The sequence below is a fragment of the Achromobacter sp. CSND-B12 genome (genome assembly GCF_052906545.1).
The window spans coordinates 5,986,296-6,006,135 of record NZ_JBREGJ010000001.1; the positions used below are offsets into that span (position 1 = coordinate 5,986,296).

Sequence of the window (19,840 nt, forward strand, 5' to 3'; positions counted from 1 at the left end):
AGGTGTTCCATGGCGCCATTGCCGGTCGCTCATTCCCTGACAGGCCGCGCCACGCGCGCGCGCTGCCAGTCATTGCTTGCCGCCTGCCTGTGCGCGCTGGCGCTGGGCGGATGCGCCTCGGGCAAGCCGCAACGGGTCAGCCTGGTGCCGGTCGACATGACCGAATCGGCCGGCCGGCTGCAACTGTCGCGCGAGGTGGTGGCGAAGCTGCCCAATGACGCCGCCGTGACGCTGCCTTCCGGCTCGCAATGGCGGCGGGCCGGCGCCATCGTGCAAGGCGACGTGTTCCGGCCGCTGGGCGGTCCGTTCGCGATTGCCTTGCCGCGGCACACGGAGGCCTATCTGGTGGCTTCTTCGGGCAAGCTGGTGGGCTTCTACCTGCCGGTCGACAGCAGTTACATCGAACTGTCCCTTCCCGTCGTCCTGCCCGGGGCGGTGCGACAGTGACGGATGGGCGCGCCAACGGCGCGCCCTGATCGTTTTCAGCCCCGATCCAGGCCCACTTCCTGCAGCACCGTGGTCGAGATTTCCTCGATCGACTTGGTGGTGGTGGACAGCCAGGAGATACCCTCGCGGCGCATCATGCGTTCGGCCTCGGCCACTTCGTAACGGCACTGCTCCAGCTGCGCGTAGCGGCTGTTGGGACGGCGTTCGTTGCGCACCTCGGCCAGACGCTCGGGCTGGATCGACAGGCCGAACAGCTTGGCGCGGTGCGGCGCGATGGTCGAGGGCAGGGTGCCGCGCTCGAAATCGTCCGGCGTCAGGGGGAAGTTGGCGGCCTTGATGGCGTACTGCATGGCCAGGTACAGGCTGGTCGGGGTCTTGCCGCAGCGCGACACGCCCACCAGGATGACGTCGGCCTGGTCGAGCTGGTTGACGAACTGGCCGTCGTCGTGCGCCAGGCTGAAGTTGATGGCGTCGATCCGGTTGCGGTACTTTTCGGAATTGGCCTGCATGTGCGAGCGGCCGATGGAATGGCTGGATTTCAGTCCCAGCGCCTGCTCGATGTGGCTGACGAAGGTGCCGAACAGGTCCAGGAAAATTCCGTTCGCCTGGCGAACACGCGCCAGGATGTCGGGATTGACCAGGGTGCTGAAGACGATCGGCGGGACGCCGGCTTCCTGGGCGCTGCGGTCGATGCGCATGGCCACTTCGGCGGCTTTTTCCAGCGTGTCGACAAACGGCAGCCGCACGGGCTTGAAATCGACTTCCTCGAACTGGGAAAGCACCGACTGGCTGAAGGTTTCCGCAGTGATGCCGGTACTGTCGGAAACGATGTATACCGTGCGTACGATCGGGGTAGATGTCATATGTAAAAATTCCAACCAGGCGGATGGCCGGATGTGCTCCTCCGAGTACAATCAGGCCCCTATAAGTCACCCCAAGGGCGGTCCAAGGCCAGTTTGGTCAGCGCAGGCGGATCGGCGAAATCCGGGCGGTAGCCGGCGTCGAATCTGCATTGACCAAACTCGCTTTCATTCCATTGTAAAAGGTGACTTCAATGTCGTATGTTGTTTTGTTCGAGCAGCTCCGCATGACGGACGTGGACTCGGTAGGAGGCAAGAACGCATCATTAGGCGAAATGATCAGCCAGCTGTCTGGCGCGGGTGTCCGCGTGCCGGGCGGCTTTGCCACGACCGCTGACGCCTTCCGCGACTTTCTCAAGGCTTCCGGCCTGGACAAGCGCATCGCCGAACGCCTGACCACGCTGAACCCCGAAGACGTGCGCGAGCTGGCCAACGCCGGCGCGCAGATCCGCCAATGGATCGTCGAGGCGCCGTTCTCGGCCGAATTCGAAGCCCAGATCCGCGACGCCTTCGCCAAGCTCGACGCCGATGGCAAGGGCTCGTTCGCGGTGCGTTCGTCAGCCACCGCCGAAGACCTGCCCGACGCCTCGTTCGCCGGCCAGCAGGAAACCTTCCTGAACGTGGTCGGCATCGACGACGTGCTGGACAAGATCCGCCACGTGTTCGCCTCGCTCTACAACGATCGCGCCATCTCCTACCGCGTGCACAAGGGCTATGCCCACGCCGATGTGGCCCTGTCGGCCGGCATCCAGCGCATGGTGCGTTCGGACAAGGGCAGCGCCGGCGTGATGTTCACCATCGACACCGAATCGGGCTTCCAGGACGTGGTGTTCATCACCTCGTCGTACGGCCTGGGCGAAACGGTGGTGCAGGGCGCCGTCAACCCCGACGAGTTCTACGTCTTCAAGCCCACGCTGGCCCAGGGCCATTTCCCCATCGTCGGCCGCCGCATCGGTTCCAAGCTGATCAAGATGGAATTCGACCCCGAGCGTCCGGAAGGCCGCGCCGTGCGCACGGTCGACGTGCCGGTGTCCGAGCGCAACCGCTACTCGCTGACCGACGACGAGGTCAATGAACTGGCGCGCTACGCCGTCATCATCGAGAAGCACTACGGCCGTCCGATGGACATCGAGTGGGGCCGCGACGGCGTTGACGGCAAGATCTACATCCTGCAGGCGCGCCCGGAAACGGTGAAGTCGCAGCAGGGCGCCAACGACGTGCAGCAGCGCTACCGCCTGAAGGCCACCGGCCAGGTCCTGATCACCGGCCGCGCCATTGGCCAGAAGATCGGCTCGGGCCCGGTGCGCGTGGTCGGCGACATCTCCGACATGGACAAGGTGCAGCCCGGCGACGTGCTGGTCACCGACATGACCGACCCCAACTGGGAACCCGTCATGAAGCGCGCCTCGGCGATCGTGACCAACCGTGGCGGCCGTACCTGCCACGCGGCCATCATCGCGCGCGAACTCGGCATTCCGGCCGTGGTGGGCTGCGGCAACGCCACCGACCTGCTCAAGGAAGGCCAGGCCGTGACCGTGTCGTGCGCCGAGGGCGACGAAGGCCGCATCTATGACGGCCTGATCGAGACCGAGGTCGAGGAAGTGCGCCGTGGCGAAATGCCGGCCATCGACTTGAAGATCATGATGAACGTGGGCAACCCCCAGCTGGCGTTCGACTTCGCCCAGATTCCCAACGGCGGCGTCGGCCTGGCGCGCCTGGAATTCATCATCAACAACAATATCGGCATCCACCCGAAGGCGGTGCTGGACTACCCGAACGTCGACGGCGAGCTGAAGAAGGCCGTGGAATCGGCCGCCCGCGGCCATGCCAGCCCGCGCGCCTTCTTCGTCGAGAAGATGGCCGAAGGCGTGGCCACCATCGCGGCGGCGTTCTACCCGAAGCCCGTGATCGTGCGCATGTCGGACTTCAAGTCCAACGAGTACCGCAAGCTGGTCGGCGGTTCGCGCTACGAGCCCGAGGAAGAGAACCCCATGCTGGGCTTCCGCGGCGCCTCGCGCTACATCGCCGACGACTTCGCCGAGTGCTTCCGCATGGAATGCGAAGCGCTCAAGAAGGTGCGCGATGACATGGGCCTGACCAACGTCGAAATCATGGTGCCGTTCGTGCGCACCCTGGGCCAGGCGGAAAAGGTGGTCAACCTGCTCGCCAAGCACGGCCTGGCGCGCGGCGAGAACGGCCTGAAGCTGATCATGATGTGCGAGGTGCCGTCCAACGCCATCCTGGCCGACGAGTTCCTGCAGTACTTCGACGGCTTCTCGATCGGTTCGAACGACATGACCCAGCTGACCCTGGGCCTGGACCGCGACTCCGGCATGGAACTGCTGGCGGCCGATTTCGACGAACGCGACGACGCCGTCAAGTTCATGCTGCGCCGCGCGATCAAGGCCTGCCTGGCGGCCAACAAGTACGTCGGCATCTGCGGCCAGGGCCCCAGCGATCACCCGGATTTCGCGCAGTGGCTCAAGGACGAAGGCATCCTGTCGATGTCGCTGAACCCGGACACCGTGGTCGACACCTGGCAGCGCCTGGCGAAGCAGTAAGTCGCCCGCGTTGACGCAAACCCCCGCATTCGAAAGAGGCGGGGGTTTTTTCTTGGGGCGGCTCCGTCGCCGGTCAGCCGCCGGCGGGGCGTCGGTGCCCATGCCAGGGCGACCACGCTCACCAGCGGTAGGTCAGGGTGCCGATGACGGTGCGTCCGGCGCCGTAGAAACACTTGGTCGCGGTGGCGCACGCCGATACGTATTCGCGATCGAACAGGTTGCTGGCGTTGATGCCGGCGGTAAGTCCCTTCAGCGAAGGGATGGCTTGCCCCAGGTCGTAGCGCACCGCGGCATCCACCACCGTGAAGGGCGATACCTTCAATGTGTTGTCGGCGTTGGCATAGCTGCTGCCGACGTAACGCACGCCGCCGCCCAGGCTCAGGCCTGCCAGCGCGCCGCTGTGGAATGTGTAGTTGGCCCAGGCGTTGGCGCTGTGGCGCGAGACGTAGGTGGGGTGCTTGCCCTGCGCGGTGGTGCTGCGCGTGTTGACGTTGTCCATCAGGGTGTAGGACGCCAGCAGGTCCAGGTTGCGCGTCAGGCTGGCCTTGCCTTCCAGTTCCAGGCCGCGCGAGCGCACCTCGCCCGTCTGGATGCTGTAGTTGGTGTTGGCCGGATCGGTCGTGAGCACGTTGCTCTGGGTGAGCTGGTAGACGGCGGCGCTGACGAAGGCGTCGTGGCCCGGCGGCTGGTACTTGATGCCGGCCTCGTATTGCTCGCCCTTGGTGGGCTTGAACAGATTGCCCTGGGCGTCGGCGTCGGCCACCGGCTGGAACGAACGCGAATAGCTGACGTAGGGCGCCACGCCGTTGCTGAATTCATAGACTGAGCCAAGGCGCCAGGTGAAGGCGCGGTCGGACTGGTTGGTGGTGTCGCCGTTGATCCGGTTGCGCCGGTCGTTGCCCGCCCAGTCCTGGCGGATGCCGCCCAGCAGTGTCCATTGGCCCAGTTTCACCTGGTCCTGCGCGTACAGGCCTATCTGGTCCAGCGTCTGTTTGCTGCGCACGGTGATCGACGGCGTGGCGATGGCGGCGTCGTAATCGGGCCGACTGATCGACAAGGATGGCGCGGCGCCCATGCCCTGGTCTTCGCGATAACTGAGGCGCTGGTAGTCGATGCCGAACAGCGCGGTGTGCGCGAGGGCGCCGGTGTTGAAACGGGCCTGGGCATGGTTGTCCGTGGTCACCGCGTCCATGTTGGCGTGATTGACGATGGCCCGCCGCGTCAGCAGCGAGTTGGCCGGATCGGCGGCATTCAGCCCCGTGGTGTAGACGCTCTTGTAGTCCGTTTTCATCTGCATGTAGCGTAGGTTGGACTGCACCGACCAGACCTCGTCGGTCCGATGCTCCAGCAGATAGCCCAGGGCCGTCTGCGTGCGCTTGAATTCATCGAAGCGCGGCGACCCGTCGAAGAAGCGGCGACCGATGCGGCCGCCGCCGGGCAGGTCCTGGATGGTGCCCACGGCCGGCAGGAAGCCGAAGTAGCCGCCATAGGGGTCATGCTGGTACTGCGCCAGGAGCGTCAGAGATGTGTCGGCGTTGGGGCGGAACGTGACGGCCGGCGCGATCGCCACGCGCTCGTCTTTCTGGTAGTCGATCTGGGTCTTGCCGGTGTGAGCGACGCCGGTCAGCCGGTAGAGCACCTTGCCGGCGTCGTCCACCGGACCGCCGAAGTCGAAGGCGGCCTGCCCGAAGCTGTGGCTGCCCGCCTGCAATTCGATCTCGTGCAGCGGCGTGGCGGTGGGTTTCTTGCTGACCAGGTTGATCAGGCCGCCCGGAGTGCCCTGGCCGAACAGCACGGATGACGGGCCGCGCAGCACTTCGATGCGCTCCAGGTTGTAGGTGTCGATCTGCGGGATGGCGTAGTTCGTGCCCAGCAGGCGCATCCCGTCCAGATAGGCGTAGTCGTAATTGATGCCACCGCCAAAGCCGCGGTAGATCACCGTGTCGTAGCGCGAGCCGCCGGCGCCGCGGTATTCGGCGGTCAGGCCAGGCGTATAGCGCAGTGCCTGGCGCACGTTCTGCACCGCCTGGTCGTCCATCTGCTGGCGTGTCACCACCGAGATGGATTGCGGCGTCTCGATCAGCCGGGCGTCGGTCTTGGTGCCGGCGCCGGAAGTGTCGACCACGTATCGGACGGTCTCGCTCGCGCCTTGCACCCGGATGGGGTCGAGCGTGGTGGCGTCGCTCGCGGCGGCGGGCAGCCGCGACACGATCAGGGTGTTGCCGCGGGGGCGCCAGCCCAGGCCCGAGCCGGCCAACAGGCGCGTCAAGGCCTCATCGCGGGTATAGCTGCCGTGCAGCGCGGGGGCGGTTCGGTCGCGCGCGATGTCGCCGCTCATGACCAGTTGCAGGCCGGTGGACGCGGTATAGGACAGCAGGGCGCTGGCCAGCGGCTGGCTGGGGATATCGAAGCGTTGATGCGTGGCGGCGTCGGCGGGAGCGGCTTGCGCCCGCGCCGCAGGCTGACCCGCGGCCCAGGCGGTGGCCGCCAGCAAGGCGGCCGCCAGGCGGCGCAGGCCGTGGCGGCCGGTGTGCAGGGAGGCGCCAGCGCGGTGGCGTAGGGGATGGTGTTGTGCGGCCGACATGTGCGGTTTGCCCTTGTTCGTGTTTCGATATCGCGACGGCGAATTGCGCGTCCTCTCCCTGTCAAACACCGGACGGGCGGAAACTGATGATCGAGGCGGGCGGGAAGTTGGTAACTGAATGTTGTCGGGTGGTCAGCGCGCGTAGACCAGGGTGGCGTAGCCCGCCACGACACGCAGCCGGATCGGGAAGGTTTCCGCCAGGCCACGCAGGGCCTCCTGCGGATCCGCCGTGTGGAAGGCGGCCGTGACCGGCAGCGCGCCCACGCCGGCATCCATCAGGAAGATGGGGCCGCGCTGGTAGCGTTGCAGCTCGGCCAGCACGGTGGCCAGCGGCACGTCGTTGAATACCAGGCGATCCTGGCGCCAGGCCAGCGCGGCCGCCTGATCGAAGCGCGCGGGCGCGGCGCCGCCCGAGACGCCGTACCGCATCTGCCAGCCGGCTTCGAGCGTCACGGGGGGCGCGTCGGGACGCGGCCGCACCGCGACCGCATGCTCGGTGACCGACACGGTGACGATGTCGTCCAGCAGCTTGACGTCGAATTGCGTGCCGAGCGCAGTGCTGATCCCCTGGCCGGCCCGCACGGAAAAGCGTCGTGTGGCGTCGGCGGCGACCTGGAAGTAAGCCTGACCGCGATGCAGGGTCAATTGGCGTTGGCGGCTGTCGAAGCGGACCGACAACGCGGTGTCGCTGCCCAATTCGAGCGCGCTGCCGTCGGCGAGGACGATGCGGCGCCGTTCGCCGATGCCGGTGCGATAGTCGGCCAGCAGGTGCAGGCGCGACAATGCATACAGCGCGGGAACCGTCACGGCCGCCGCGAGCACGCCCAGCATGGCGCGGCGACGATGCATGCGGTCAACGACGGGGCGGACTGCGTCGAAGCGGTTCCACAGCGCCTGCGCCCGCGCATAGGCGGCGGGGTGGGCCGGGTCGGCCTCCAGCCAGCCGGCGAAGGCGCGGCGATCCTGTTCGGTGGCGTCCTCGTCGTGCAGCCGCGCGAGCCATTCCAGCGCGGCCAGGTAGATCGGGTCCGGGGTGGGGGCGGCCATGGCTCAGGCGGGCTCCAGCGCGGCGTCCAGCTGCGCCATGGCGGCCACGACCTGCGAGATCACGGTATTGCGGCTGGTGCCCATGCGTTCGGCGATCTCGTCATAGGACAGGCCTTCGATGCGCTTGAGCACGAAGGCCTCGCGGCGGCGGTCGGGCAGCGTCGCGATGGCCTCCAGCAGGCGTTGCAGCTCGCGCCGGTACAGCACGATCATTTCCGGCGTGGGGCGGGAGTCGGGGAGGTGGTCCAGTTCCAGGCCGGTCAACTCCACCTCGGCGCGGCGGCGCGCATCGCGCAGGTGGTTGAGGGCCAGGTTGTGGGCCGCCCGGGTGATGTAGCCGGCATTGACCTGGGCGCGCTGGGCGCCCATGCGCAGCAAATTGGTGAAGGCCTGCTGCACGACGTCCTCGGCCGCGCCTTGGCTGCCGACGATACGGCGCACGATGGCGCGCAGGCGCCGCACTTCGGCTTGGTAGAGGGCGGAGATGTCGCCAACAGGCACGTTCATGGCAGGCCGGCGGGCGAGAAAGCCCGGGTGAGAACAGTTAAATGTGATTGAAAACCGTTCTCAATTATAGCGGGCTTGCCATCTGTGCCGCGCAGCGCCCCTGGCAAGGACGCGGGCCAGAGGTCCCTCAGGCCGCCTTGGCCTCGCGCTCGATCAGTTCGCGCTTGCGTTCGATGCCCCAGCGGTAGCCGGCCAGCGAGCCGTCGGTGCGCACCACGCGGTGGCAGGGGATGGCCAGCGCGATGTTGTTGGTGGCGCAGGCGCGCGCCACCGCGCGCACCGAACGCGGCGAGCCGATGCGTTCGGCGATATCGGTGTAGGTGGCGGTGGCGCCCACCGGGATCTCGCGCAGCGCTTCCCAGACGCGGCGCTGGAACGCGGTGCCGCGCACGTCCAGTGGCAGGTGCAGGCCCACCGACGGGTTTTCGACGAAACCGACCACCGCGGCCATCCATTGCTCGAATTCGCGGTCGGCGCCGATCAGTCTGGCGGCCTTGAAGCGGTCCTGAAGGTTGCGCACCAGCTGTTCGGGATCCTCGTGCAATGCGATTTCGCAGATGCCGGTGTCGCTGGCCGCGACCAGCAGCGCGCCGAGCGCGCACTGGCCCACGGCGAAGCGGATCTCGACGCCTTCGCCGTCCTTGCGGAAGGCGGTGGGCGTCATGCCGAGGATGGCGGGGGCGGCTTCGTAGAAGCGGCCACTGGAATTGAAGCCGGCGCCGTACATGGCGTCGGTGACGCTGGCGCTCTGGCGCAATTGCTGGCGGGCGCGGTCGGCGCGCAACGCGTTGGCGTAGGCCTTGGGCGTGATGCCGGTGGCCGCTTTGAAGATGCGGTGGAAGTGGAAGCGGCTCATGCCGGCCTGTTCGGCCAGGGTGTTCAGGTCGGGCGGCTGTTCGGCCTCCAGCGCCCGGCAGGCGCGTTCGACGGCGGCGGCGTGCTGTTTGCTCAGGGGGGCGGCGTGGGTCATGTCTGGCTCCTGGGGCGCGCAGGTTCGCGCGCTTTCGGCAATGTTCTCAGGGACCGGCCGCCGCCGCACTCCGGTTTTTGCCCGGCGTGCGCCTCAGGCGGGCGCGTAGGCGTCCAGGAAGCGCCGCACCAGGTCGCCGGACACCGGGGTGGCGCGCACGTTGGCCGACAGGCCCGGCACGTCGAGGTTTTCGGCGGCATAGCGGCGGCCGAAGCGCTCCAGGTGGGCGCGCACGAAATCCGGGCCGAATTCGGGGTGGAACTGGGTCGAGAAAATATTGCGGCCGATGCGGATCATCTGGTGCGCGTCGAGGTCGGAACGCGCCAGCACGGCGGCGCCGGGCGGCGGCTGCAGCACGGTCTGCGCGTGCAGCATCTGGGCCGGGAAGGTGGGTGGCAGGCCGGCCAGCAGCTTGTCGCCGGCGGCCGTGGGCAGCAGTTCGACCGTCTGGGTGCCGACTTCGCGGCCGGCGGGGTTGTAGCCGACCTTGCCACCCATGGCATGGGCCAGCAGCTGGTGGCCGTAGCAGATGCCGAACATGGGCAGGCCCGCGGCGGCGGCCTCGCGCAGCCAGGCGGCGGTGTCTTCGCTCCAGGGTTCCAGGTCGGTGACCATGGCCGGGGAGCCGGTGATCAGGGCGGCGCGGTATTGGTCCGGGGCGCGCGGACGCCGGCCCGCGTGCACCGCGACGACTTCGAGGTCGTCCGGCGCCAGGCCCGAGGCCCGCGCCAGTTGTTCGGCATAGCCGCCGAACTGGCTCTTGAGCGTGTCGTCCGGGTCTCCCGTGTGCAGGATGAGGACGGGACGGACGGGGGGTATTGCAGCGGTCATGGGGTATGTGCGTTGAAAATGCAGGGCGCCGCGACCGGGTCGGACGGGATGCCAGGGCACATCATAATCCAGGGCGATTGTCCGAGGCGCAGGCCGGGTGTCACCGCTGCGGCATGGAAATACGTACAATCCGCTGACCGACTCATCCTTTCAGGTAAAACTCAACTATGTGGATCTGGCTTGGACTTGCCGCGCTGGCGCTCATCGGCGAACTGGCGACGGGAACGTTCTATCTGCTGTTGGTGGCGCTCGGCCTGGCCGCCGGCGGCATCGCCGCGTGGTTGCTGGCGGGCCTGGAGTGGCAACTGGTCGCTTGCGGCGCGGTGCTGCTGCTGGGCCTGCTGGTCCTGCGCAAGACGCGCGTGCTGAAAAAACGCGAGGTCGATGCGGCCAGCAATGCCGACGTCAACCTGGACATCGGCCAGACGGTCAACGTCGAGGCCTGGGCCGACAACGGCACGGCACGCGTCTGGTACCGCGGCGCGCACTGGCAGGCCGAGCTGGCGGCCGGTCAGCCGGCCCATGGCGGCGAACACACGATTACCGAACTGCGCGGCACGCGCCTGGTCCTGACGCCCAAGGGCGGCGTGGCCGGCGCCCCGCGCTGACAAAAGGGGAAGCGGACTTCGCATTCCCCGCGCAGGACCCGGCCCGGTGGTACGCGGGCCGGCCGCAGCAGGCGCCCTGGCTCTCGCGGGCAGGCGCGTCACCGCATTCACCCAGAAGAGGCACTACACCATGATGGACACTTCCACTATCGTCCTGCTCGTCATCGTCGCGCTGGCGATCCTGATCGTCATCAAGGCGATCGCCATCGTTCCCCAGCAGCACGCCTGGGTGGTCGAGCGGCTGGGCAAGTTCGACCGCGTGCTGTCGCCGGGCGCCGGTTTCGTGATCCCGTTCATCGAGCGCGTGTCGTACAAGCATTCGCTCAAGGAAATCCCGCTGGACGTGCCGAGCCAGGTCTGCATCACGCGCGACAACACCCAGTTGCAGGTGGACGGCGTGCTGTACTTCCAGGTGACCGACCCGATGCGCGCGTCCTACGGTTCGTCCAACTACATTTCGGCCATCACGCAGCTGGCGCAGACCACGCTGCGCTCGGTGATCGGCAAGATGGAACTGGACCGCACCTTCGAGGAACGCGACGCCATCAACAGCACCATCGTGTCGTCGCTGGACGAGGCGGCGCTGAACTGGGGCGTGAAGGTGCTGCGCTACGAAATCAAGGACCTGACGCCGCCCAACGAGATCCTGCGCTCGATGCAGGCGCAGATCACCGCCGAACGCGAGAAGCGCGCGCTGATCGCGGCTTCGGAAGGCCGCCGCCAGGAGCAGATCAACATCGCCACGGGCGAACGTGAAGCCGCCATCGCCCGCTCCGAAGGCGAGAAGCAGGCGCAGATCAACCAGGCCCAGGGCGAGGCCGCGGCGGTGCTGGCGATCGCCGAGGCCACCGCCAAGGCCATCACCCAGGTGGCCGACGCGGTGCGCCAGCCGGGCGGCATGGAAGCGGTCAACCTGAAGGTGGCCGAGCGCTACGTGGAGGCCTTCGGCAACGTGGCCAAGGAAGGCAACACGCTGATCCTGCCGGCCAACCTGTCGGATGTGGGCGGCATGATCGCCTCGGCCATGACCATCGTCAAATCCACCCGCAACAGCTGAACCGCGCGCCGCAAGGCGCACCGCCCATGATCGCTCCCGTGCATTTGCTGTCGATCGCAGTACTGACGGGAGTGCTGTCGCTGTGCGTGCTGGGGTCACTGGCGCGCAGCGGCATGGCCGGCATCCGCGAGACCATACGCGCCAACCTGCTCACGCTGTTGGCGTTTTTTCTGTTCGGGCTGCAGGCCACCGAGGCGCCGCGCTGGGCTTCGATCCTCCTGCCTAACATGCTGATCAGCCTGGCGTTGTGCGCCTATTACACGGGCGTGCGGCGCCTGCTGGGGCAACGGGTGCCGAGGCGCCTGATGGGCGTGGCATGCGCCGCGGCCTGGCTGGCGCTGGTGGGATACACCTACCTGGACAGCCAGGTGGCGCCGCGCATCGTCGCCATGTCGACGTTGCAGATGGGCTTCATGTTTGCCGTGGCGGTGGCGGTGGCGCGCGGCGTGCCGGCCAACCGCTCACGCTACAGCTATTACTTCGTCTGGTCGGTGGCGATGATCTCGGGCCTGACCTGCGCGTTGCGTTCGATACTGTTCGCGACGGGCGTGGCGCAGGCCGACTTCCTGTTGCAGCCGACCACCTGGAACATCGTGTTCATGACACTGGGCGTGCTGGCGATGCCGTGCCTGACGCTGGGCACCATCATGATCATCCACGACCGTATGCTGGCCGATCGCGAGCACGAGGCCAGCACTGACTTCCTGACCGGGCTGATGTCGCGCAAGGCGTGGTGGCTGCAGGCCGAACGCTATTGCGCCCAGGCGCTGCGCACGCGGCGGCCGCTGTCGCTGCTGTTGCTGGACATCGATCATTTCAAGCGCATCAACGACACCCACGGGCACGCCGCCGGCGACGCCGTGCTGCGCCATTTCGGCCTGCTGGCAACGGCCACGCTGCGCACCGGCGATCACCTGGGCCGGGTGGGGGGCGAGGAATTCAGCGTGCTGTTCGCCGAGATGCGCAGCGACGCGGTGCTGGAGGTGGCGCAACGGCTGCTGGATTCGGTGCGGCGCACGCCCTGCGCCCACGGCGGCAGTACCATTGCGTATACCTTCAGTGCCGGGGTGGTGGACTGGTTGCCGGGCGAGAACCTACAGGCATTCTTCGAGCGCGCCGACCGCATGCTGTACGCGGCCAAGCAGGCCGGACGCAATCGCGTGCTGGGGCCGGGCATGCACCAGGCCGAGCGCGCGCCGCTGCCGGTGGCCGCCTGACCTGGCGTTGCGCCCGGCGGGGCGGCGTGGCGATACGGTTCAGCTGTCCTTGCGCGAGGCGCGCGTATCGTGCTTCATGATGCGTTCTTTCTCGCGCTGCCAGTCTTTCTCGCGCGCCGTGTCGCGCTTGTCGAACAGCTTCTTGCCGCGCCCGAGCGCGAAATCCAGCTTGATGCGGCCGTTCTTGTAGTGCAGGTTGAGCGGCACCAGCGTGTAGCCGCGCTGCTCGACCTTGCCGATCAGCTTGCTGATTTCCTCGGCCTTGAGCAGCAGCTTGCGCGTGCGCATGGCGTCGGGGTGGATGTGGGTGGAAGCGGTGGGCAGGGGGCTGACGTGCATGCCCAGCAGGAACAGTTCGCCATCGCGCACGATGACGTAGCTTTCCTTGAGCTGCACGCGGCCGTCGCGGATCGCCTTGACCTCCCAGCCCTGGAGAACCAGGCCGGCTTCGTAGCGGTCTTCGATGAAGTAGTCGTGCGTGGCCTTGCGGTTATCGATAATGCTCATCTTGTGGGGCCCAATATGCCCGTTTGTTCTTCGTTTGTGCCCGTTTGCGCCCCGGATGGCGCGGTGCCGGTAAAATCCTATCATTCTAGCCATTTGCGATAGTCGATGCACAAAGTACAGCGATCCGTCCTGGTGCCCTACAGCGCCGCCCAGATGTTCGACCTGGTGGCCGACGTGGAGAAGTACCCCGAGTTCATGCCGTGGTGCGGCGGCGCCGAGGTGCAGACGCGCGACGAGCACGGCATGCAGGCGTCCATCCTGATCAGCTTCGCGGGCATGAAGCAGCGCTTCACCACGCGCAACCGGCACGTCTACCCCGACCGCATCGACCTGGAACTGGTCGACGGGCCTTTTTCCAGCCTGGTGGGGCACTGGGAGTTCCAGCCACTGGCCGAGGACGCCTGCAAGGTGCTGTTCACCATGGAATACGCGTTCTCCAACCGGGCGCTGGAAATGGTGGTGGGGCCGGTGTTCAACCGCATTGCCACCAGTTTCATCGATTCCTTCACCAAGCGCGCGCAGGCCAAGTATGGGGAATGAGGCGTGCGCGGACGGGCGGATCGCGGTATCGGTCTGCTATGCCTTGCCAGCCCAGGTCTGGCTGCGCGAACTGCGCTTGCCGGCGGGCGCGACGGTGGCCGACGCCCTGCGCGAGAGCGGCTTTGCCCAGGCCTTCCCGGTGGTCCAGCCCTGGGAGCGGGGCGTGGGCGTGTTCGGCCGCGTGGTCGAGGCCGGCACGCCGCTGCGTGACGGCGACCGGGTCGAGATCTATCGCGGGCTGAGCTTCGATCCCAAGGAATCGCGCCGCCGCCGTGCCGAGCATCGCCGCGCCAGGACCGCCCGCAACGGGCGAGTGCGTCCGGCCGGGCTGCTGTAGCCGGCGCGACGGGGCGGCCGTGCCCGGCGGCGGCAGGTCGACGCCGCCACATTGTCATCAATAGGACAAATCGCGCCGGCGCTTCCGGCGTAAGATTGACTGCGCCGCACACTTACGTTTACGTCAACGTCATGTCAAAATGGCCTGGCTGGCGTTCACGAGACGGCAGCAACGCCAACAGACAATACCGATGACATCAGGAGACAGGCTGTGGACTTGGAACTGACCGACGAGCAGCGCGCGTTCGCGCAGGCCGCGCGCGACTATGCCGAAGGCGAGCTGGCGCCGCACGCGGCGCACTGGGACGCCGAGGGCATCTTCCCCAAGGAGGCGTTCGCGCGCGCCGGCGAGATGGGCTTCTGCGCCATCTACGCCAGCGAGGACATCGGCGGCCTGGGGCTGCCGCGCCTGGACGCCACCCTGGTGTTCGAGGAAATGGCCGCCGTCGATCCCTCGACCACCGCGTTCCTGACGATCCACAACATGGCCACCTGGATGGTCGGCAAGTGGGGCCAGCCGGCCCTGCGCGAGACCTGGGGGCCGCTGCTGGCCAGCGGCCAGAAGCTGGCCTCGTACTGCCTGACCGAACCGGGCGCCGGCTCCGACGCCGCCTCGCTCTCGACCCGGGCGCAGCGCCAGGGCGACCACTACGTGCTCAACGGCGCCAAGGCCTTCATCTCGGGCGGCGGCGACACCGACCTGCTGGTGGTGATGGCGCGCAGCGGCGGCGAGGGCGCGGGCGGCATCAGCGCCTTTGCCGTCCCGGCCGACAGCGAGGGCATCAGCTACGGCCGCAAGGAAGAGAAGATGGGCTGGAACAGCCAGTCCACCCGCCCGATCGTGTTCGAGAACGTGCGCGTGCCGGCCGGCAACCTGCTGGGCGAGGAGGGCGAGGGCTTCAAGATCGCCATGAAGGGCCTGGACGGCGGCCGCATCAACATCGGCACCTGCTCGGTCGGCGCGGCCCAGGGCGCGCTGGATGCGGCCCGCCGCTACATGGACGAGCGGCGCCAGTTCAATCGCCGCCTGGCGGAATTCCAGGCGCTGCAGTTCAAGCTGGCGGACATGGCCACCCACCTGGTGGCGGCGCGCCAGATGGTGCGGTTGGCGGCCTGCAAGCTGGATGCGGGCGCGCCCGACGCGGCCACCTATTGCGCCATGGCCAAGCGCTTCGCCACCGACATGGGTTTCCAGATCTGCCTGGACGCGCAGCAGATCCACGGCGGCTACGGGTACCTGCGGGACTATCCCTTGGAGCGTCTGGTGCGCGATACTCGCGTACATCAGATTCTGGAGGGAACCAACGAGATCATGCGCGTGATCATCGCCCGCCAATTGTTGGAAAAAGGAGCCGACATAAGATGAATGCACCGGTGCTGTTCGAAGAAAGGGCCGCCGCCAATGGAATGCGCTTCGGGATCGCGACGCTGAATTCGCCGCAGACCCTGAATGGTCTGTCGCTGGAGATGGTCGACCTGCTGGCCGAGCGCCTGGACGCCTGGGCGCGTGACCCGGGCCTGGCGCTGGTGGTGCTGCAGGGCGCCGGCGAAAAGGCCTTCTGCGCCGGCGGCGACCTGCACGGCCTGTACCGCAGCATGACCGAGAACGCCGGCAAGGGCGCCTGGGGCAATGCCTACGCGCGCCGCTTCTTCGAACACGAATACCGCCTGGACTACCGCATCCACAGCTACCCCAAGCCGGTGCTGTGCTGGGGCCACGGCATCGTCATGGGCGGCGGCATCGGCCTGATGATGGGCGCCAGCCATCGCGTGGTCAGCGAGACCTCGCGCCTGGCCATGCCGGAGGTTTCCATCGGCCTGTTCCCGGACGTGGGCGGCAGTTGGCTGCTGAACCGCATGCCGGGCCGCACTGGCGTGTTCCTGGCGTTGACGGGCGCGCAGATCAACACCGCCGATGCGTTCTTCGCCGGGCTGGCGGATTTCCGCCTGAACCACGAAGACTGGCCCAAGCTGCTGGCCTCGCTCGAAGAGCAACCCTGGGCCGGCCAGGCCAGCGGCGGTGCCGAGGACGCGATTCCGCCGCGTTCGATCAACGACGGCCTGCTGCGTCGCGCCCTGACGGCGCTGGAGCCGCAGGCGCCGCTGGAAGGCGGCAACCTGCGCCAGCATTCGTTCCTGATCAACAGCCTGTGCAGCGGCAACCGCCTGGACGAGATCTACGAGGAACTGGCCGGCCTGAAGGACCACGCCGATCCGTGGCTGGCGCGCGCCGCCAGCACCATGCTGGCCGGCTCGCCCGGTTCGCTGCGGCTGTCGTTCGCGCTGCAGCAGCGCATGCGGCTGCGGTCGCTGGACGACGTGTTCCGCGCCGAGTACATCGCCGCGCTGCATTGCACCGCGCATGGCGATTTCGCCGAGGGCATCCGCGCGCTGCTGATCGACAAGGACAAGACGCCGCGCTGGAACCCCGCGGTGCTGGACATGGCCACCGAGGCCTGGGTGCAGAAGTTCTTCGACGAGCCCTGGCCCGAAGGCCAGCCGCATCCGCTGGACGACCTGGGCAAGGAAGGCCGCTGACGCCCGCCGCAGAGCGGGCCGGCATCGCGTCGCATCACTGATTTCATACCTACAGCAATAGCAACAGGAGACAGGACATCATGAGCAGTATCGCGTTTATCGGTTTGGGCAACATGGGCGCGCCCATGGCATTGAATCTGGTCAAGGCCGGCCACAGCCTGACGGTGTTCGACCTGGTGCCGGCGGCGGTCAAGGTGCTGACCGACGCGGGCGCCAAGTCGGCGGCCTCGGCCGCCGAGGCGGTCAACGGCGCCGAGGTGGTGATCTCGATGCTGCCGGCCAGCAAGCACGTCGAAGGCCTGTACCTGGACCAGGACCTGCTGGGCAAGATCCCGTCCAGCGCGCTGGTGATCGAGTGCAGCACCATCGCGCCGGACTCGGCCCGCAAGGTGGCCCAGGCGGCCGAGGTTCGCGGCATCGCCATGATCGACGCGCCGGTCTCGGGCGGCACCGGCGGCGCCGCCGCCGGCACGCTGACCTTCATCGTCGGCGGCCAGGCCGCGGCGCTGGAGCGCGCCCGCCCGGTGCTGGAGAAGATGGGCAAGAACATCTTCCACGCCGGCCCCGCGGGCGCCGGCCAGGTCGCCAAGATCTGCAACAACATGCTGCTCGGCATCCTCATGGCCGGCACTTCGGAGGCGCTGGCGCTGGGCGTGGCCAACGGCCTGGATCCCAAGGTGCTGTCTGACATCATCGCCAAGAGCTCGGGCCGCAACTGGGCCACCGAGCTGTACAACCCATGGCCCGGCGTGATGGAGCATGCCCCGGCCTCCAAGGGCTATGCCGGCGGCTTTGGCGTCGACCTGATGCTCAAGGACCTGGGCCTGGCGGCCGAGGCGGCGCTGTCGGCGCGCGCCTCGATCCCGCTGGGCGAGCTGGCGCGCAACCTGTATTCGCTGCACAGCGCGGGCGGCTCGGGCCGGCTGGATTTCTCCAGCATCGTCAACCTGGTCAAGCGCGACCAGGACTGACATGGCCGCGCCCGCCACTTGCGCCGATCCGGCCGGGCGGGTCCAGGCGAGCTTCGAGCGGCAGAGCATCATGCGGCTGCTCGGCGCCAGCCTGGACGTGGTCGAGCCGGGCAGGGTGGACATCGTGCTGCCGTACCGCGCCGACCTGTGCCAGCAGAACGGCTTCCTGCATGCCGGCATCTCCACCACCATTGCCGATTCGGCCGGCGGCTACGCCGCCTTCAGCCTGTTCCAGCCGGGCGAGGACGTGCTGACCTCGGAATTCAAGATGAACTTCCTGGCGCCGGCCAAGGGCGAGCGCTACGTGGCCAGCGGCCGCGTGGTCAAGCCGGGCAAGCGCCTGTCGATCTGCCAGGTCGAAGTGCATGCCTACGAGGGCGAACAGGCCACGCTTTGCGTGATAGGCTTGCTCACCGCGGTGCGCGTGACGCCGCGTTGAGCCGCTTGCGGCGGGGGCCGCCGCAAGCCTTGTCGCACCTTGATCGGGTCTACGGCAATGCCTTCCAAAGAACACCATCGGATTTTCCGCAGCAACTGGCTGCGCGCCGCCGTGCTGGGCGCCAACGACGGCATCGTGTCCACCGCCAGCCTCATCACCGGCGTGGCGGCCGCCCAGGCCTCGCACGAGGCGGTGCTGACCTCGGGCCTGGCCGGGCTGGTGGCCGGCGCGCTGTCGATGGCGGCGGGCGAATACGTTTCGGTGCGGTCGCAATCGGATATCGAGGCCGCCGACCTGCGCATGGAGCAGCGTTCGCTCAAGCGCAATTCGGGCGAAGAGCTGGAGGAACTGATCGAGATCTATGTTGAACGCGGCCTGTCGCGCGACCTGGCGGAACAGGTGGCGCGGCAGTTGACGCGCCACGACGCGCTCGATGCCCACGCGCGCGATGAGTTGGGCATTTCCCTGCACAATCGTGCCCGGCCGGTGCAGGCGGCGGTGGCGTCGGCGGCTTCCTTTGCCGGCGGCGCCGCGTTGCCGCTGGTAGTGGCCGCGCTGGTGCCGGAGGCGCCGTTGATCGGCTCGGTGATCGCCGCGTCGGTGGCCTGTCTGGCCTGTCTGGGGGCCCTGGCCGCCGGGGCCGGGGGAGCGCCCAAGGCGCCGGCGGCGCTGCGCGTGACCGTGCTCGGGGCGCTGGCGATGGCGGTGACCGCCGGCGTCGGCGCCCTGTTCGGCACCGTGGTCTGACGCCCGTTACGGCGTGATGGCGTAGGGCAGCGGCGCCGTGGCGATGCGCGGGCCGTCAACCGCGCCCAGCCGCAGGTCGCCTTCCGGCAGGGCGGCCAACGTGGTTTCGAACAGCACTGATACCGTGTCGTGCGCGCGGGAAGCGTCGACGATGCGGCCGGCGGGTTCGCCGGGCTGGGTGGCGTCGAACACGTCCTTGCCGGCCAGCTCGGCGCCTGGCAGGTCCGCGCCGGCAATGGTGCCGAAGGCCATGCGGCGCTTGACCGTGCCGCGGTAGTGGCTGCGCGCCACCACTTCCTGGCCCGGATAACAGCCCTTGGTGAAGCTGACGCCCTGGATCAGGTCCAGGTTGACCGTTTGCGGGATGAAGACATCCTGGGTGGCGGTGGTGATCCAGGGAATGCCGGCGGCCAGGTCGGCGGCGTGCCATTGGGCGGCCGGGGCCAGCCCGAGCACGGCGGCCAGCGGCGCGGCCGCCGCCAGCTGCGCGTCGGAGGCGATCCACCACCAGCGCAGCGCGGAATCGGCGGAGGGGGCGGCGATCCAGGTGCCCGAGGGCAGCTCGGCGCGCTGCCACGGGGTGCGCGGCAGCGCGCCGGCGGCGGCTTCCAGCGCGGCCACCTGCGCCGGCGCGGACTGCACGCCAGCGATGTGCAGGGCGGCCGGCGCCAGCCTGGCCTTGGCGCGCAGCACGAACATGGACAGGCGCTTGACCAGGGCCGCGACCAGGTCCTGGCGCACCAGGCCGTAGAGACGCGGCGCGTCTTCGGCCGGATCGGCGCCGCGCCACATGACCAGCGTGGCCAGCAGGCGGCCCTTGGCGGTGCAATAGCCGGCCAGGCGGGCGGCGTCGGCCGGCAAGCCGGTGACGTCCTGCGTCAGCTGGCCGTGCAGGAAGGTCAGCGCGTCGGCGCCGCTGGCACCGAAAACCGCGAAATCCTCCAGGGGGGCGCATTGCGCGCAACCTTCGGCGCGCGCCGGGATCGAAGCAAAGAAAGCATGCATGGCTGGGTAGGCCCGAGACTCGTCATCAAAGGCTTGATGATAGCTGTGTTCTCATTCCGGCAGGCCCA

20 protein-coding genes are annotated in these 19,840 nt (G+C 68.0%); 12 read left to right on the forward strand and 8 right to left on the reverse strand.

Features of this window, described 5'->3' with window-relative positions:
• The first annotated feature begins 9 nt into the window (after positions 1-9).
• Entirely contained in the window at positions 10-447 is a 438-nt protein-coding gene (locus ACUTAG_RS28090) for a hypothetical protein (RefSeq protein ID WP_241117624.1), read from the forward strand.
• A 35-nt stretch (positions 448-482) separates the two neighbouring features.
• Here the strand turns inward: ACUTAG_RS28090 and ppsR are convergent, their stop codons facing one another.
• Complete coding sequence (gene ppsR, locus ACUTAG_RS28095) at positions 483-1,310, reverse strand: posphoenolpyruvate synthetase regulatory kinase/phosphorylase PpsR (RefSeq protein ID WP_006385184.1); 828 nt, start codon at positions 1,308-1,310, stop codon at positions 483-485.
• 191 nt (positions 1,311-1,501) lie between these two features.
• Here ppsR and ppsA point away from each other — a divergent pair, with 191 nt between their 5' ends.
• Positions 1,502-3,868: a phosphoenolpyruvate synthase gene (gene ppsA, locus ACUTAG_RS28100; protein ID WP_053501267.1), complete on the forward strand. Its 2,367-nt coding sequence runs from the start codon at positions 1,502-1,504 to the stop codon at positions 3,866-3,868.
• 118 nt (positions 3,869-3,986) lie between these two features.
• Here the strand turns inward: ppsA and ACUTAG_RS28105 are convergent, their stop codons facing one another.
• From ACUTAG_RS28105 to ACUTAG_RS28125, 5 genes are all read right to left on the reverse strand, one after another.
• A complete protein-coding gene (locus tag ACUTAG_RS28105) occupies positions 3,987-6,452 on the reverse strand; it encodes a TonB-dependent siderophore receptor (protein ID WP_446650414.1) in 2,466 nt (821 codons plus the stop codon).
• 132 nt (positions 6,453-6,584) lie between these two features.
• The gene (locus ACUTAG_RS28110) at positions 6,585-7,499 is read right to left on the reverse strand and encodes a FecR family protein (RefSeq protein WP_446650415.1); all 915 of its coding nucleotides are present in this window, start codon (positions 7,497-7,499) and stop codon (positions 6,585-6,587) included.
• 3 nt (positions 7,500-7,502) lie between these two features.
• Positions 7,503-8,006, reverse strand: a complete 504-nt coding sequence (locus ACUTAG_RS28115) for an RNA polymerase sigma factor (protein ID WP_020927383.1) — start codon at positions 8,004-8,006, stop codon at positions 7,503-7,505.
• Between the two features lie 127 nt (positions 8,007-8,133).
• Positions 8,134-8,976, reverse strand: a complete 843-nt coding sequence (locus ACUTAG_RS28120) for a bifunctional transcriptional activator/DNA repair enzyme AdaA (protein ID WP_051429205.1) — start codon at positions 8,974-8,976, stop codon at positions 8,134-8,136.
• A 93-nt stretch (positions 8,977-9,069) separates the two neighbouring features.
• Positions 9,070-9,807 (reverse strand): glutamine amidotransferase, encoded by a 738-nt coding sequence (locus ACUTAG_RS28125; protein WP_446650416.1) that lies wholly within the window; start codon positions 9,805-9,807, stop codon positions 9,070-9,072.
• Between the two features lie 167 nt (positions 9,808-9,974).
• Here ACUTAG_RS28125 and ACUTAG_RS28130 point away from each other — a divergent pair, with 167 nt between their 5' ends.
• From ACUTAG_RS28130 to ACUTAG_RS28140, 3 genes are all read left to right on the forward strand, one after another.
• On the forward strand, positions 9,975-10,415 hold the full coding sequence (locus ACUTAG_RS28130; RefSeq protein WP_020927385.1) for an NfeD family protein: 441 nt from the start codon (positions 9,975-9,977) through the stop codon (positions 10,413-10,415).
• 130 nt (positions 10,416-10,545) lie between these two features.
• The gene (locus ACUTAG_RS28135; RefSeq protein WP_006385179.1) at positions 10,546-11,472 is read left to right on the forward strand and encodes an SPFH domain-containing protein; all 927 of its coding nucleotides are present in this window, start codon (positions 10,546-10,548) and stop codon (positions 11,470-11,472) included.
• A 26-nt stretch (positions 11,473-11,498) separates the two neighbouring features.
• Positions 11,499-12,689 carry a GGDEF domain-containing protein gene (locus ACUTAG_RS28140; RefSeq protein WP_148319273.1) on the forward strand — a complete coding sequence of 397 codons (1,191 nt, stop codon included), beginning with the start codon at positions 11,499-11,501 and terminating at the stop codon, positions 12,687-12,689.
• 39 nt (positions 12,690-12,728) lie between these two features.
• Here the strand turns inward: ACUTAG_RS28140 and smpB are convergent, their stop codons facing one another.
• Entirely contained in the window at positions 12,729-13,196 is a 468-nt protein-coding gene (gene smpB, locus ACUTAG_RS28145) for an SsrA-binding protein SmpB (RefSeq protein WP_006385177.1), read from the reverse strand.
• A gap of 105 nt (positions 13,197-13,301) precedes the next feature.
• Between smpB and ACUTAG_RS28150 the strand changes: the two genes are divergently transcribed.
• The 7 genes from ACUTAG_RS28150 (at position 13,302) to ACUTAG_RS28180 (ending at position 18,767) form a co-directional block, all read left to right on the forward strand.
• Complete coding sequence (locus ACUTAG_RS28150) at positions 13,302-13,736, forward strand: type II toxin-antitoxin system RatA family toxin (protein WP_006385176.1); 435 nt, start codon at positions 13,302-13,304, stop codon at positions 13,734-13,736.
• A complete protein-coding gene (locus ACUTAG_RS28155) occupies positions 13,726-14,073 on the forward strand; it encodes an RnfH family protein (RefSeq protein WP_020927387.1) in 348 nt (115 codons plus the stop codon). The genes ACUTAG_RS28150 and ACUTAG_RS28155 overlap by 11 nt, the downstream gene beginning before the upstream one ends.
• Before the next feature lie 210 nt (positions 14,074-14,283).
• On the forward strand, positions 14,284-15,438 hold the full coding sequence (locus ACUTAG_RS28160) for an acyl-CoA dehydrogenase family protein (protein ID WP_006385174.1): 1,155 nt from the start codon (positions 14,284-14,286) through the stop codon (positions 15,436-15,438).
• Complete coding sequence (locus tag ACUTAG_RS28165) at positions 15,435-16,610, forward strand: enoyl-CoA hydratase/isomerase family protein (protein ID WP_020927389.1); 1,176 nt, start codon at positions 15,435-15,437, stop codon at positions 16,608-16,610. Before ACUTAG_RS28160 ends, ACUTAG_RS28165 begins: the two co-directional genes overlap by 4 nt.
• Before the next feature lie 80 nt (positions 16,611-16,690).
• A complete protein-coding gene (gene mmsB, locus ACUTAG_RS28170; protein WP_006385172.1) occupies positions 16,691-17,581 on the forward strand; it encodes a 3-hydroxyisobutyrate dehydrogenase in 891 nt (296 codons plus the stop codon).
• Position 17,582: 1 nt separating this feature from the next.
• Positions 17,583-18,020 (forward strand): PaaI family thioesterase, encoded by a 438-nt coding sequence (locus tag ACUTAG_RS28175; RefSeq protein WP_148319275.1) that lies wholly within the window; start codon positions 17,583-17,585, stop codon positions 18,018-18,020.
• A gap of 57 nt (positions 18,021-18,077) precedes the next feature.
• Positions 18,078-18,767, forward strand: coding sequence for a VIT1/CCC1 transporter family protein (locus ACUTAG_RS28180; protein ID WP_148319277.1), 690 nt, complete (start codon positions 18,078-18,080; stop codon positions 18,765-18,767).
• A 6-nt stretch (positions 18,768-18,773) separates the two neighbouring features.
• On the opposite strand, the gene ygfZ is transcribed toward ACUTAG_RS28180, so the two are convergent.
• A complete protein-coding gene (gene ygfZ, locus ACUTAG_RS28185; RefSeq protein WP_020927393.1) occupies positions 18,774-19,772 on the reverse strand; it encodes a CAF17-like 4Fe-4S cluster assembly/insertion protein YgfZ in 999 nt (332 codons plus the stop codon).
• Positions 19,773-19,840: the final 68 nt, after the last annotated feature.

Coding starts and splice junctions, on each gene's coding strand:
- ACUTAG_RS28110 (WP_446650415.1), bottom strand. CDS start 7,499: ATGGCCGCCCCCACCCCGGACCCGATCTACCTGGCCGCGCTGGAATGG.
- ppsR (WP_006385184.1), bottom strand. CDS start 1,310: ATGACATCTACCCCGATCGTACGCACGGTATACATCGTTTCCGACAGT.
- ACUTAG_RS28155 (WP_020927387.1), top strand. CDS start 13,726: ATGGGGAATGAGGCGTGCGCGGACGGGCGGATCGCGGTATCGGTCTGC.
- ACUTAG_RS28090 (WP_241117624.1), top strand. CDS start 10: ATGGCGCCATTGCCGGTCGCTCATTCCCTGACAGGCCGCGCCACGCGC.
- ygfZ (WP_020927393.1), bottom strand. CDS start 19,772: ATGCATGCTTTCTTTGCTTCGATCCCGGCGCGCGCCGAAGGTTGCGCG.
- ACUTAG_RS28140 (WP_148319273.1), top strand. CDS start 11,499: ATGATCGCTCCCGTGCATTTGCTGTCGATCGCAGTACTGACGGGAGTG.
- ACUTAG_RS28125 (WP_446650416.1), bottom strand. CDS start 9,807: ATGACCGCTGCAATACCCCCCGTCCGTCCCGTCCTCATCCTGCACACG.
- ACUTAG_RS28105 (WP_446650414.1), bottom strand. CDS start 6,452: ATGTCGGCCGCACAACACCATCCCCTACGCCACCGCGCTGGCGCCTCC.
- ppsA (WP_053501267.1), top strand. CDS start 1,502: ATGTCGTATGTTGTTTTGTTCGAGCAGCTCCGCATGACGGACGTGGAC.
- ACUTAG_RS28130 (WP_020927385.1), top strand. CDS start 9,975: ATGTGGATCTGGCTTGGACTTGCCGCGCTGGCGCTCATCGGCGAACTG.
- ACUTAG_RS28180 (WP_148319277.1), top strand. CDS start 18,078: ATGCCTTCCAAAGAACACCATCGGATTTTCCGCAGCAACTGGCTGCGC.
- ACUTAG_RS28120 (WP_051429205.1), bottom strand. CDS start 8,976: ATGACCCACGCCGCCCCCCTGAGCAAACAGCACGCCGCCGCCGTCGAA.
- ACUTAG_RS28150 (WP_006385176.1), top strand. CDS start 13,302: ATGCACAAAGTACAGCGATCCGTCCTGGTGCCCTACAGCGCCGCCCAG.
- mmsB (WP_006385172.1), top strand. CDS start 16,691: ATGAGCAGTATCGCGTTTATCGGTTTGGGCAACATGGGCGCGCCCATG.
- ACUTAG_RS28135 (WP_006385179.1), top strand. CDS start 10,546: ATGATGGACACTTCCACTATCGTCCTGCTCGTCATCGTCGCGCTGGCG.
- ACUTAG_RS28115 (WP_020927383.1), bottom strand. CDS start 8,006: ATGAACGTGCCTGTTGGCGACATCTCCGCCCTCTACCAAGCCGAAGTG.
- smpB (WP_006385177.1), bottom strand. CDS start 13,196: ATGAGCATTATCGATAACCGCAAGGCCACGCACGACTACTTCATCGAA.
- ACUTAG_RS28165 (WP_020927389.1), top strand. CDS start 15,435: ATGAATGCACCGGTGCTGTTCGAAGAAAGGGCCGCCGCCAATGGAATG.
- ACUTAG_RS28175 (WP_148319275.1), top strand. CDS start 17,583: ATGGCCGCGCCCGCCACTTGCGCCGATCCGGCCGGGCGGGTCCAGGCG.